Below are 12,283 nucleotides of genomic sequence, written 5' to 3'. Positions count from 1 at the left end.
CCAGCTTTGGAACCGGATCACCGAGCTCTGTCACGGCATCCCCCCGCTGCGTCCAGCCTACTCGTGTGTGGCGTTGAGCCCGAATATCTGGCGCAGCCGCCCGAGTATACGGCCGACCTCGGCGGGGATGGCGTCGTGGCTCGCTCCTCGCGCTTCGGCCACGGCCCGAAGCTGGGTCCGCCGCTGGGCGAGCATGGAGGAGAGCTGCCGGGCCAGTCCGGGGGACTCCTCGAAGAGGCGGGCGAAGGTGGGCCGGTCTATTTCGAGGAGCAACGAGTCCTCCACCGCCACCACCGTGGCCGACCGCCGCTCTCCCGTCAGCAGGCACATCTCTCCAAAGTAGCTGCCTCGGCCCAGGCGCGTGACCTCCGACTGGGACTTCCCCGTGCGCACGCTCACCTCGCCGGATGCGAGCACGTAGAAGGTCCGGCCCTCGTCGCCCTCCTGGATGATGCGCTCGCCGGCACCGAAGCGGCGCACCAGCGACTCCTGGCGCAGCCGGTCCAGCTCCTCCGTGTCCAGCGTCTGGAAGAGGTCCACCGCGCCCAGGAGGCCGCGGATGGTGTCCTCGGACAGCTCCGTGCGCGCCGACTCCTGCCGCACGTGGACGGTGCGCTGGGCGTAGGGAATCTCGATGTTCTCCCGGCGCAGCCGGTACCACAGGCGGGAGTGGAGGTCCTCCTTCACCGCGTCGGACTGGCCGTACTCGGCGATGAAGAAGCGCACCATGTAGCGGATGGCGGAGTCCTCGTAGCCCAGCGTCCGCGTGATGGGGGGCGGCTCCGGGAGGATGAGGGGCGTCTCCCGCATCGTCTCCAGCAGCGCGTGCTTGACCTGGTTGGGCGGGGCGTCCCGTGACAGGCGGAACTCCACGTCGATGCCGACGGGGTCCAGGTCCTGGGTGAAGTTGAGGACCAGCTCCTTGGCCACCATGCTGTTGGGCAGCGTGATGACCTCGCGGCGGAAGTTGGACAGGCGGATGGAGCGCCAGCCGATGAAGACCACGCGCCCGGCGTGCGTGCCAATGCGGATGAAGTGGCCGACCTCGAAGGGGCGGTCCAACTGCAGGGACAGGCCCGCGAAGAGGTTGCCCAGCGTCTCCTGGAGCGCCAGACCGATGACCACCGACAGCACCGCGGACGTGGCCACCAGGCCCGCCAGGTCCACGTTGAACTCGGTGCGCAGCAGCGGCAGCACCGCCAGTGGGTACAGCGTGAAGTCGATGACGTTGCGCAGGATTTTCGGCGTGCCCACCGCTGGCGCGCGCAGCCGGATCAGCTTCAGCGCCAGGGCCACGCTGGCGCGGATGCCACCAAAGGTGAACATCAGCATCCAGCCGACCTGGAGCGCCTTCTTCATTCCCTCCGGCGCCGTCGTGGGCAGGGCCCACGTGGCCAGCCGGAGCACGATGAACGCGATGAGGAGCCGGACGGCGCTCTTCAGGTCCTGCCGCAGGTCGGCGTCATGGGAGGCGGCGCGCACCCCCATCAGCACGACGACGAGCAGCGCACCCACGGCCAGGGACAGGTTGCTCTGAAGGAAGGGCAGCAAGGCGGGTGGAATGTCTCCCGCCATCTCCACGGGGGTCAAGGCGGCCGTTGACGCGTGCCGCGCGAGCGGGGATACACGCGCCATGACGCTCGCAACGGTACTGGGACAGCCTCGCGCGGTGGACGCCCTCCAGGCGGCCTTGCGCAGCGGCGCGGTCCACCACGCGTACCTCTTCGCCGGGCCGGAGGGGGTGGGCAAGGAGCTGGCGGCCGTCGGGCTGGCCCAGGCCCTCACGTGCCCCGAGCAGCCAGACGTGGGCTGCGGCGCCTGTGAGAGCTGCCAGCGGGTGGCGCGGGGCCTCCACCCGGACGTCACCTGGGTGATGCCGGACGATGAGCGGGTGTCCCGAGGGCTGGCGGGCCGGTCCGACTTCACCGGGACGCCCAGCCGGGAGCTGCGCGTGGAGCAGGTGCGCCAGCTCCAGGAGCGCATCGCCCTGCGTGGCCTGGAGTCGCGCCGCAAGGTGGCGCTCATCGTCTCCGCCCAGACGATGAACGTGCAGGCGCAGAACGCGTTCCTCAAGACGCTGGAGGAGCCGCCCTCGGACACCACCCTCATCCTGGTGGCCAGCGCCATGGACCGGCTGCTGCCCACCATCCGCAGCCGGTGCGGCAAGGTGCACTTCGGCCCGCTGCCGGTGGACCTGGTGGCCCAGCGCGTGGCCGAGGCGCGGAAGCTGGACGCGGAGACGGCCAAGCTCGCGGCCGTCATGGCGGGCGGCAGCCTGGGCCGGGCCATGGCGCTGGACGTGGCGGCGCTGTCGCGGCGCAAGGACATCGTCACCGCCTTCGAGGCCCTGCGCGGCGAGGACGCCGTCGGCCTGCTGCGCTTCGCGGAGGCCCATGGCGGCTCGCGCGAGGAGGCGGAGAGCACCCTGGAGCTGCTGGCGCTGTGGACGCGCGACGTGGCGCTGGTGAAGGCGGGCCTGGAGTCGGGGCTGGCCAACCGCGACCTGGTGGAGCTGGCCCGGCAGGTCGCCGGCCGCACGTCTGACATCCTCCTGCACCGCCGGCATTCGTTGATGGAGGCGGCGCGCGCGGGCATTGCCCGGAACGGCGCGCCCCGGCTCCAGATGGAGCGGATGCTCATCGACCTGTTCACGGAGACGTCGCGATGAGCGCCAGTGATTTGGATGACGTGCTGGCCAGCGTGAAGGGGGGCAAGGTCGCCCCGGTGTACCTGCTGGTGGGCGAGGAGTTCCTCGTCCGAAAGGGCGCCGACGAGCTGGTGAAGCTGCTGGTCCCCGACGCGGCCATGGGCCTCAACCTGGCCGTGCTGGACGCGGGCAGCCCGCGGGAGGTGGCGCATGAGCTGGCCACGCTGCCGCTGTTTCCCGGCCGCAAGGTGGTGCTCGTCAGAGACCCGGAGTTCCTGGCGCCGAAGAAGGGGCGAGGGGACGCGCTGGGCAAGGCGCGCGAGGCGTGGAAGGCGGGCAAGCGGAAGGAAGGCGCGCGGCGGCTGCTGGCGCTGGCGGCCCGCGCGGGCTGGGGCGTGGAGCAACTGGACCCGGGCACTCCCGGGGCGCCGTCCGTGGAGCAGTGGAAGGACGAACTCAACGTGGAGCTGGCCGACGCGGACGTGGCCTTCCTCAAGGAGGCGGCCGCCTTCTGCCGCGAGGAGCGCATCTCCGCGCCGGAGGGGGACGCCACGGTGCTGCTGGACCTCATCCAGAAGGGCGTGCCGGCGGGCCATGCGCTGGTGCTGGCCGCGTCCGACGTGGACGCCAAGAATCCGCTGGTGAAGCTGGCCCACGACAAGGGCTTCGTCGTCGAGCGGAAGGTGGCGGCGCGCCACAAGGACCTGGACCTGACCGGCATCACCAAGGAGTTCCTGGCGCCCTTCAAGAAGAAGCTGGGGCCCGGCGCGCTGGAGGAGCTCAAGGAGCGCATCGGCGGGAACATCCGCCTGCTCCAGTCGGAGCTGGAGAAGCTGGCCACGTACTCGGAGGGGCCCGCGATTGAGCGGGCGGACGTGGCCGCGCTGGTCCACCACGCGCGCGAGGAGGAGTTCTTCGAGCTGTCCGAGGCGCTCCAGAAGCGCGACTTCGGTGGAGCGCTGTCCTACGCGAATGACGCCATGGGGCAGGGGACGCACGCGTTGCAGCTCCTGGGCGCGGTGGCCTCCATCGTCCGAGGGCTGCTGGAGAGCCATGAGTGGCTGTGGCGCTACGCGGGGGGCAATCCGCCCCGCACCGCGAAGGACGTGGAGGCGCGCGTCTTCCCCCGGTTGGAAGCGGAGCTGAAGGGCAGCAAGCGGAAGCTGCCCAACGCGTGGGCGCTCACGTTCAGCATGAAGGCCGCGGCGGGTTATGAGCGGCGGGAGCTCTTGGGCGCGCTGGTGGCCTGCGCCGAGGCGGACCTGGCGCTGAAGTCGTCGGCGAACGGCCGGCTGGTCATCGAGCGGCTGCTGGCCACCGTGTGTGTGCGCCAGCACGGCGCGGGTTAGAGGAGGCGCACATGGCGGACAAGCGTCGTTTCGACCTCTTCGCGGACTTCCTGGTGGAGCGCTTCCACGCGCCGCGCGTCTTCGACGTGGCGGGCGGGCAGGGGAAGCTCAACGAGGCGCTGACGAAGCGGGGCCGCGCCGTCACCACGTTCGACCTGCGGCACAAGCACCTGCCCGTCACCTACGCCCAGCGCATCTTCACGCTGGAGGAGCCGTGCGAGGCGGAGCTGGTGGTGGGCATGCACCCGGACGGCGCCACCCGCATCATCATCCAGTACGCGGCGGCGCACCGGCTGCCCTTCGCCGTGGTGCCGTGCTGCTCCGACAACGGCATGCCCTACAACCCGTGGATGCGGCACCTGGCCGAGCTGGCTCGCGAGTCCGGCTTCACCACCGTGGAGGAGGTGAAGCTCTCCATGGATGGGCGGGCCCGCGTCATCGTGGGTGAGCACGGCCCGGTTACGCCGACAGCAGCCCCGTGACGTCCTTCCACGGCCCCTGGCAGGGCGGCGTGTCCGAGGCGAGGTAGTGCCCGACGCGCCCCGGCGCCAGCGCCACCACGGCCGACGAGCGCGTGCCGTACAGCGGCGTGTGGATGCAGAGCGCCTGGAGCCGTTGCAGGAAGTCGCGGGGCAGGTCCTCGCCCGCGCTCGGGGGCGGAATCAGCTCCTCGGCGGGGAGGGTCGGGTCGGACAGCACCGCCTTCAAGCCCGCCTCCAGCTCCGGCCAGGGCTTCTTCGCCACCTCGGTCGTCAGCAGCCGCGCCCGCTCCACCTTGGGCAGCTCCGGGGCGTTCAGCACGTCATTGGGCAGGACATGCACCCCCGGGGGGACGTCCTCCCGCCGCAGCTTCCGGTCCGTCCTCCGGGCGTACGCCACGCGCAGCCGCTGGGCGTCCCCATAGAGGAGGTTGAAGGGCATGAACTCGTCGCCGGGCAGGGTCTCCAGGTAGCGGTCCACGGCGTCCACGCTGCCCGCCTGGAGGGCGCGCAGCACCACCTCGCCCCGCGAGCGGGGGGCCGGCCCCTGGCCTCGCTCGCCCCGCTGGTTCGTCAGGCCGACGAAGAGCCCGGCGTGCGTTACACCCATCCACGTCCCGCCGCGCTCCTCGTCCCGGCCGCCCACGGCGAGCGGGGACTCCAGGAGCACCTGGGGGCCAGTAGCGGGGCGGCCGTAGAACTCGTCCCGGTTGGCCGCGAGCACCAGCGGCCATTCGGGGTGGACGTGGCGCAGGATGATGATGGTGCACATGCGTATCCGGTCGATAACATCCCCGGCGCCGCGGCGCATTCGAGCCCGCGGCCCTCACGCCGTCGATGACCTCGGCCATCCGAGCGGCTAAGGTCCGCCGCCCTCAGGAGAGTCCATGGCGGAGAGAATCCTCGTCACCAGCGCGCTGCCCTACGCGAACGGCCCGGTCCACATCGGCCACGCCGTCGAGTACGTGCAGACCGACATCTACGTGCGTTTCCTCCGCTCGTGCGGCAGGGACGTCGTCTACTTCTGTGCCGATGACACCCACGGCACGCCCATCGAGCTGAACGCGGCGAAGCAGGGCCTCAAGCCCGAGGAGTTCATCGCCCGCTTCCACGAGGAGCACCAGCGGGACTTCCGCGACCTCGACATCCGGTTCGACTGCTTCCACTCCACCAACTCGCCGGAGAACCGCCAGTACGCGGAGCTCATCTACGGGCGGCTGAAGGCGCAGGGCGACATCGAGCGCCGGGACATCGAGCAGACCTACTGCGAGAAAGACGGCCGCTTCCTGCCGGACCGCTTCATCAAGGGCACCTGCCCCAACTGCAAGGCGGCCGACCAGTACGGCGACGCCTGCGAGAAGTGCGGCAAGGCCTACGCCCCCACGGACCTCATCGACGCGCGCTGCGCCCTGTGTGGCACGCCCCCGGTCCGCAAGCACTCCGAACACCTGTTCTTCAAGCTGTCGCGGCACGCGGACTTCCTCCAGGACGTGCTGCGCAAGCCGGGCTTCCTCCACCCGGGCCTGGCCACCCAGCTCCAGGGCTTCTTCGAGAAGGGCCTGGCGGACTGGGACATCAGCCGCGACGGGCCGTACTTCGGCTTCGCGATTCCGGGTGAGACGGACAAGTACTTCTACGTCTGGCTGGACGCGCCCATTGGCTACATCGCCACGACGGAGAAGTGGGCGAAGGAGACGGGCAAGGCGAAGAGCGCGCTGGACTACTGGAGCGCGGACGCCGACACCCGCATCATCCACTTCATCGGCAAGGACATCGTCTACTTCCACGCGCTGTTCTGGCCGGCCGTGCTCAACGTCGCGGGCTTCCACGGCCCCAGCGAAATCAAGGTCCACGGTCACCTCACGGTGAACGGCGAGAAGATGTCGAAGAGCCGCGGCACCATGGTGCCGGTGCGCGACTACCTGGACCAGCTGGACCCCAGCTACCTGCGCTACTTCTACGCGGCCAACCTGGGCCCGGGCGTGGAGGACCTGGACCTCAACCTCAAGGACTTCCGCCAGCGCGTGAACGGCGAGCTGGTCAACAACGTGGGCAACCTGGCCAACCGCGCCCTGTCGCTGCTGGCCGGTCCGCTGGAGAAGCGCCTGTCGCCCGGCCGCGCCGAGGGCCCGGGCCGCGCCCTGGTGGAGGCGGCGCTCGCCCGCGTGCCGGAGGTCCGCGACGCGTTCGAGAAGCTGGAGTACCGGTCCGCCATCCGCGTCATCACCGAGATTGCCTCGGCCGCGAACGGCTTTCTCCAGGCGGCCGCGCCGTGGGCCCAGGTGAAGAAGGACGCGGAGGTCGCTCGCGCGGACCTGTCCGACGCCGCGGACGTGGCCTACCTCCTGGGCGCGCTGCTCGCCCCAGTGACGCCGCGCCTGTCGGAGAAGCTCTTCGCCCAGCTCGGCGCGGAGCCGCTGACGTTCCAGGCACTGGAGGGCGCGAAGTACCCGCTGTTGGAGCGCAGCCGTCCCATCGGCACGCCCGAGCCGCTGCTGCCGCGGCTGGAGGAGGAGCGCGTCAACGCCATCATCAAGCTGCCGGAAGGCGCCCCAGCGCCGCAGGCCGCGGAGGCCAGGCCGGCCAAGGGCGCCAAGGCGGAGAAGAAGCCCGCCGCCGAGGCTCCCGCCGCGACGCCGGCTGCTCCGGGGGCGGGCGAATCCTCGGGTGAAATCGAGTACGACGACTTCGCCAAGGTGGTGCTGAAGGCGGGCAAGGTGCTGGCCGCGGAGAAGGTGCAGAAGGCGGACAAGCTGCTCAAGCTCACGGTGGACGTGGGCGAAGGGAGCCCGCGCACCATCGTCTCCGGCATCGCGGAGGCCTTCGCACCCGAGGCGCTCACCGGGCGCAACGTGGTGGTGGTGGCCAACCTCAAGCCGCGCAAGCTCAAGGGCATCGAGTCGCGCGGCATGCTCCTGACGGCGGGGCCGGGCGGCAAGGAGCTGTCGCTGCTCGACCCGGGCGATGTGGCCCCTGGCAGTGAGGTGAAGTGAGGTGACGGACTGGCGTGCCGACCGGGACCGGGCCCTGCTGACGCTGGAGCGCGAGAAGCGCCCGGCGTTCAGGACGGAGGCCGCGCTGCAGCTCTATCACCTCGCGTCGGAGGTCCCCGAGCATGCCGCCGAGTTCCTCGAGGCGCTCCCCCGGCTGCTGTCGGACAAGCAGGTGGAGGTGCGCCGCGCGGGGGTGAGCCTGGCCTCCGTGGTGGTGCCTCTGGATGATCTGCCGGACCTGCTCATCGCTCGGCTTCGGGACGAGGAGTGGCAGATTCGCCTGGAGGCCACCGGCCGGATGGCGGACCTTGCCCGGCCGGAGCTGCGCGGGGCGCTGGCCTCCATGCTGGAGGACGGCGCCTTCGAAGTCCGCTTCGAGGCCGCGCGCGGCATCGCCAGCCTCCAGCACGCCGCGGGCCTGGAGGTGCTGCTGGAGGCGCTGGACGCGGACCTGCTGCGCTTCAGGGCCCTGGGCGCGCTGGCGGAGCTGGGGGACGCGCGCGCGCTGCCCCAGGTGAAGAAGCTGTTCGGCCGGTGGCTCCTGCCCGCCTTCGACAAGACGCAGGCCGCCGGGGTGCTGGCGAAGCTAGGGGACGCGGACGGCGCGGCGTACCTCCTCCAGCGGATGGCGAAGAAGCGGTGGAGCCCGGACCGGGCCCTGGCCGTGGAGCTGTGCGGCGAGGTGAAGGTGCCCGGCGCGCTAGAGCGGTTGAGGGAAGTCCTGGACGACGTGAAGGACCCCTGCCGCGGCGCGGCCGCGCGGGGCCTGGGCCGGCTGGGAGATGCGCGGGCGCTGCCCTGGCTGGTCGGGTTGCTCCAGGACACGCAGGACTCCGAGGACAACCGGCTGGACGCCGCGGATGGCCTGTGGCGCCTGGGCGGGCCGGAGGCGCGCAAGGCCGTTCGCGACGCGGTGAGTAGCTTTCCCTCACCCGAGGCCCGCGCCGAACTGGAAGCGCTGTTGCAGGAGGAGCCATGAGATTCGTCGACGCCCACTGTCACCTCGAGGTGAAGGACTACCCGGACGTCATGGCCGTGCTGGACGCGGCGCGCGCGGCGGGGCTGGTCCACGCCGTCGTGGTGGGCCAGTTCCACGGCCCGGGCAACTGGGGCAACGCGCTGGAGGTGGCGGCGGCGCACCCGGAGTTCCTGTCGCCCACGCTGGGCATCCACCCGCACGAGGCGGCGCGGGCCACCGAGGAGGACCTGGCCACGCTGGAGCGCACCTGCGCGCGCCCCGAGGTCCGGGCGGTGGGAGAGGCGGGCCTGGACTACTACTACGAGCACTCACCGCGCGAGGCGCAGGCGGAGGTCTTCCGGCGGCAGTGCGCGTTGGCGCTCCGGCTGGGCAAGCCGCTGGTGGTGCACGTGCGCGACGCGCATGACGACTGCGACGCGATTCTGGGCGAGACGGGCGTGGCGAAGGGCGTCATCCACTGCTTCACCGGCGACACGGACGCCGCCCGGCGCTACCTGGACCGGGGCTTCCTGCTGTCGCTGTCAGGCGTCATCACCTACAAGAAGACGGAGGCGCTCCAGGACGCGGTGCGCTTCGCGCCGTTGGACAGGCTGATGGTGGAGACGGACAGCCCGTACCTGGCGCCGGTGCCTCACCGAGGGCGGAAGAACCAGCCCTCGCACGTGGTGGAGACGGCGAAGAAGGTCGCCGAGCTCAAGGGCGTGACGCTGGAGGAGGTGGCCGCTGTCACCACCGCCAACGCCGCCGCCCTCTTCAACCTCAACCTGCGTTGAGGCCGCCGGCCAGGGCCGCGAGGTCCTGGTCCATCTGCGGCACGTCCAGCAGCAACGCGTCCGGGTCGTACTGGAAGTCCGCCTGCTTCAGCTTCAGCAGGGCCTGCAGAGCGGGCTCTCCGGAGTGGCCACCGAAGGACGCGAAGACGACGCGGCCTCGCTCCAGGTGCAGGTATCCCTCCAGCGTGTGCTGGCGCAGGTTGAGCCGGCCGCTCTTGTGGCCACCGCCCAGCGTGCGCAGCAGCTCGCGCGGGGGAAGCTCGTCGAAGCTGCCACGCACCACGCGCCCCGGGCCGTTGTGCTGCACCCGGTCGTCGAAGAGGGCCTGCACCGTCTTCGCGATGGCGGGCTTGTCCGCGGGCGACAGCACGTCCGTGGCGCCCGCCATGAGCAGGCGCTCCTTCGTGGCATTGTCGGGCTCGCCCACCACCGCGATGGGCAGCCCCGCCGTCTCCGGCGCCGAGCGGGCCTGCTCCAGCAGGTCCATGACATCCTGCTGGCCCAACCGCAGGCTCACCACCAGCACGTCGCAGTCCTGCCGCGCCAGTCCGTCCTGCGCGCCCTCGACGGTGGACAGCGCGTGCGCCACCAGCCCCTGCTTCAGCACCGCCTCCAGCAGCTCGCCGCGCGCCGTCTCGTCCGGCTCCACCACGAGCACCTGGCGGCCTTCGCTCGCCAGCCGGTGGCGCAGCAGCTCACCGCTCTGGAGCTGGATGACGATGTCCGCCACCACCGGGTCATAGAGCACGCCCGCGTACTTGCGCAGGTGCTCCAGGGCCTGCTCCTTCGGCAGCACGCGGCCCAGGGCGTTGCCCGGGTTCTTCGTCAGCTCCAGGAAGCTGTCCACCGCGGCGAGGATGCGCGCGCCCAGGGTGATGTCCTCGCCCTTGGCGCCCTGGGGCGTACCAGAGCCGTCCCAGGCTTCGTACAGCTGCGCGAGGATGGTGTTCGTCTGCGCGGGCAGGTGCACCGTCTCGAACATGCGGGTGGGGACGCGGCAGGCCTGCTTCGCCTGCGCCTTCCACTCCGGGTTGACGGCGTTGCTCGCCAGCGAGAAGTGCCGCTCCGCCGGCTTGCCCAAGTCGTGCAGGTACGCGGCGATGGACAGCGCGGCCAGCTCCTTGTGGGGCATGCCCATGCGCTGGCCCACGATGCCGGCCTGCCGCGCCAACTGCGCGGAGTGTCCACGGTGGCGCTGCCGGTCCTGCTCCAGCAGGCCGACCATGATGCCCAGCGTCTCCACGTAGTCGCTGTCACTGACCAGGCCGCGCGGGCCGCCGGGCTCGCGTCGCTGGGTGGACGGGCGGACGGCGGGGGTGCCGGTGCTGCTGCCTCGCTGCAGCCGCATCCGCGCGTCCGTCTCCACGCGGAAGCTGAGGCTGAGTCCGCCCCGTTGGCCCGCGCCTGTCCCGGTGCCGCTGCCCGCGTTGGTGCGCCCGTGCTCCGGCGCGCCCGTACGGGACGGCGCGGCCGGGGCCTGGCCCTGCGCGCTGGCGCCCTCCAGCAGCGCGGCGAAGGCGGTGGGGTCGCCGTAGTAGTGCTTGCGGATGGCGGCGGAGATGGCGCTGCGCAGGCCCACGTACGCGTAGACCTCCGACATGCCCGTGACGAGGGCAATCTCGTCCATCAGCGACTTGTTCTGCGGCTCGGCGGCGACCACGGAGAGCAGCTTGCGCTCCGGGTCCACCGCCAGCGGCAGCACGTTCTGTGCCTCGGCGAGGCGCACCGGGAGCCGGTCCAGCACCTCGGTGGCGATGCGCGCCTTCGCCAGCTTGTCCGCGCTGACGAAGCGCGTCTGGAACTCCGCCGCCAGGAAGCGCAGCAGCGCCGCCTCCTGGAGCAGCCCCAGCTCCACCAGGCAATCACCGACCTTGTGGCCGGTGATTTTCTGGTGCTCCAGGGCCTGTTCCACGGCCCCGGCGTTGACGAGTCCCGCCTCGATGAGGCGCTCTCCCAACCTCTTCGCCATGTGCTGCCTCAGCTCTCCGAAGAACCCTCGCCGCCCTTGTTTCCGGACTCGGGCGGTGCCGATGTCAGCGCGCTGAACGGCTTGAAGGTCAGCTCCTTGGGCAGCGAGCTCGCGTCACGCGGCGGACGCTCCTCGCGGGGCGGACGGGGCGGGCGGTCCTCGCGAGGCGGACGCTCCTCACGCGAGCGCTCCTCACGGGGCGGGCGCTCCTTGCGCGGCGGGCGCTGGGCCTGCTCCTGCTTCGGGGCGCCCTCGGCCGGGGTGCCCGGCTGCTGCGGCTTCTCCGCCCGGGCCTTGCGTTTCTCCTCGCGGCCCTTGCGGCGGCCACCCCCTCCCTCCACCGGGGCGCGGCCCCGCGAGGTGGGCGAGGGCCCCTTCCACAGCTGGCGCTCGTAGGGGCGCACCACGTCCGTCCACTTGTCGTGCGAGTCGCGCTGCATGGCCTCCAGCCACGAGGCGATGCGCGCGTCCAGTGACTCCAGCGAGTGGACGATCTGCGCCTCCAGCGTCACCGGCGACTTCGGGCTGCCGTGCTGCGCGTCGCCGTGCTGGGAGATGACCAGGTGCGTGAGGTGCTGCTCCAGCAGCGGCGGGAAGCCGGGGATGGCCAGCGCCTTCTCGCGCAGCTTCTGCGCCGTCAGGACGAGGTTGCCCACCAGCCGGGCCTCATCAGAGGACTCGGCGGCGTCCGCCGCCTTCATCACCTGCTGCAGCAGCGCGCCGGCCAGCAGCAGGTCGCGGTCCACCATGGGGTACTGGTCCGCCACGCGGAGCGTCAGCCGCATCACCGACAGGAGGTGCTCCGCCAGTCCGCCGCGCCACGCGTGGTGCGTGCCCCGGGCGCCCTGGGCCACCGGCAGGCCCGCCGCGATCTTCGGGTCGTCCAGGAAGGCCAGCAGCAGCTGCTTCACGAACGTGTCGCCGATGCGCTCGGTGACCATCTCCCGGATGAGGCCGGCGGCGCGCGCGCCACCCGGGCCCTCGTTGCCGCGGGCCTCGCCCTTGTCGGCCTTCTCGGGCTTCTCAGGCTTGGCCTCCGGGGCGGCCTTGGCCTCCGGCGCGGGCTTCGCCTCGGCGGCGGGCGGGGCCGGGGG

At 71.5% G+C, this 12,283-nt stretch carries 10 protein-coding genes; 6 read left to right on the top strand and 4 right to left on the bottom strand.

Translation table 11 applies throughout. The features are described 5' to 3' along the window. Positions 1-57: 57 nt before the first annotated feature. A complete protein-coding gene (locus HV824_RS21835; RefSeq protein ID WP_255208230.1) occupies positions 58-1,635 on the bottom strand; it encodes a mechanosensitive ion channel family protein in 1,578 nt (525 codons plus the stop codon). Between HV824_RS21835 and holB the strand changes: the two genes are divergently transcribed. Genes holB through HV824_RS21820 form a run of 3 tightly spaced genes read left to right on the top strand, consistent with a single transcriptional unit; the run spans position 1,634 to position 4,478 of the window. Beyond that, positions 1,634-2,668, top strand: a complete 1,035-nt coding sequence (gene holB / locus HV824_RS21830; RefSeq protein ID WP_176424127.1) for a DNA polymerase III subunit delta' — start codon at positions 1,634-1,636, stop codon at positions 2,666-2,668. The genes HV824_RS21835 and holB overlap by 2 nt on opposite strands. Then, positions 2,665-3,996, top strand: coding sequence for a DNA polymerase III subunit delta (gene holA / locus HV824_RS21825; RefSeq protein ID WP_176424126.1), 1,332 nt, complete (start codon positions 2,665-2,667; stop codon positions 3,994-3,996). Before holB ends, holA begins: the two co-directional genes overlap by 4 nt. Before the next feature lie 11 nt (positions 3,997-4,007). Continuing rightward, the gene (locus HV824_RS21820; protein ID WP_176417113.1) at positions 4,008-4,478 is read left to right on the top strand and encodes a hypothetical protein; all 471 of its coding nucleotides are present in this window, start codon (positions 4,008-4,010) and stop codon (positions 4,476-4,478) included. Here HV824_RS21820 and HV824_RS21815 read toward each other — a convergent pair. Further along, positions 4,456-5,247 (bottom strand): NRDE family protein, encoded by a 792-nt coding sequence (locus tag HV824_RS21815; protein ID WP_176417114.1) that lies wholly within the window; start codon positions 5,245-5,247, stop codon positions 4,456-4,458. The two genes, HV824_RS21820 and HV824_RS21815, sit on opposite strands and share 23 nt — an antisense overlap. A gap of 115 nt (positions 5,248-5,362) precedes the next feature. Between HV824_RS21815 and metG the strand changes: the two genes are divergently transcribed. Genes metG through HV824_RS21800 form a run of 3 tightly spaced genes read left to right on the top strand, consistent with a single transcriptional unit; the run spans position 5,363 to position 9,220 of the window. Further along, positions 5,363-7,468: a methionine--tRNA ligase gene (gene metG, locus HV824_RS21810; protein WP_176424125.1), complete on the top strand. Its 2,106-nt coding sequence runs from the start codon at positions 5,363-5,365 to the stop codon at positions 7,466-7,468. Between the two features lies 1 nt (position 7,469). Continuing rightward, on the top strand, positions 7,470-8,447 hold the full coding sequence (locus tag HV824_RS21805; RefSeq protein WP_176424124.1) for a HEAT repeat domain-containing protein: 978 nt from the start codon (positions 7,470-7,472) through the stop codon (positions 8,445-8,447). After that, positions 8,444-9,220, top strand: a complete 777-nt coding sequence (locus tag HV824_RS21800) for a TatD family hydrolase (RefSeq protein WP_163779529.1) — start codon at positions 8,444-8,446, stop codon at positions 9,218-9,220. Before HV824_RS21805 ends, HV824_RS21800 begins: the two co-directional genes overlap by 4 nt. Here the strand turns inward: HV824_RS21800 and HV824_RS21795 are convergent. Both HV824_RS21795 and HV824_RS21790 read right to left on the bottom strand, forming a co-directional pair. Then, on the bottom strand, positions 9,207-11,189 hold the full coding sequence (locus tag HV824_RS21795) for an HD domain-containing phosphohydrolase (RefSeq protein WP_176417117.1): 1,983 nt from the start codon (positions 11,187-11,189) through the stop codon (positions 9,207-9,209). The two genes, HV824_RS21800 and HV824_RS21795, sit on opposite strands and share 14 nt — an antisense overlap. Positions 11,190-11,197: 8 nt before the next feature. Continuing rightward, a partial coding sequence (locus HV824_RS21790; RefSeq protein ID WP_176424123.1) for a DNA-binding protein occupies positions 11,198-12,283 on the bottom strand: 1,086 nt, incomplete at its 5' end.

Source organism: Myxococcus sp. AM009, from assembly GCF_013372605.1.
Taxonomy (GTDB): Bacteria; Myxococcota; Myxococcia; order Myxococcales; family Myxococcaceae; genus Myxococcus; species Myxococcus vastator.
This window is presented reverse-complemented; position numbering and strand designations above follow the sequence as displayed.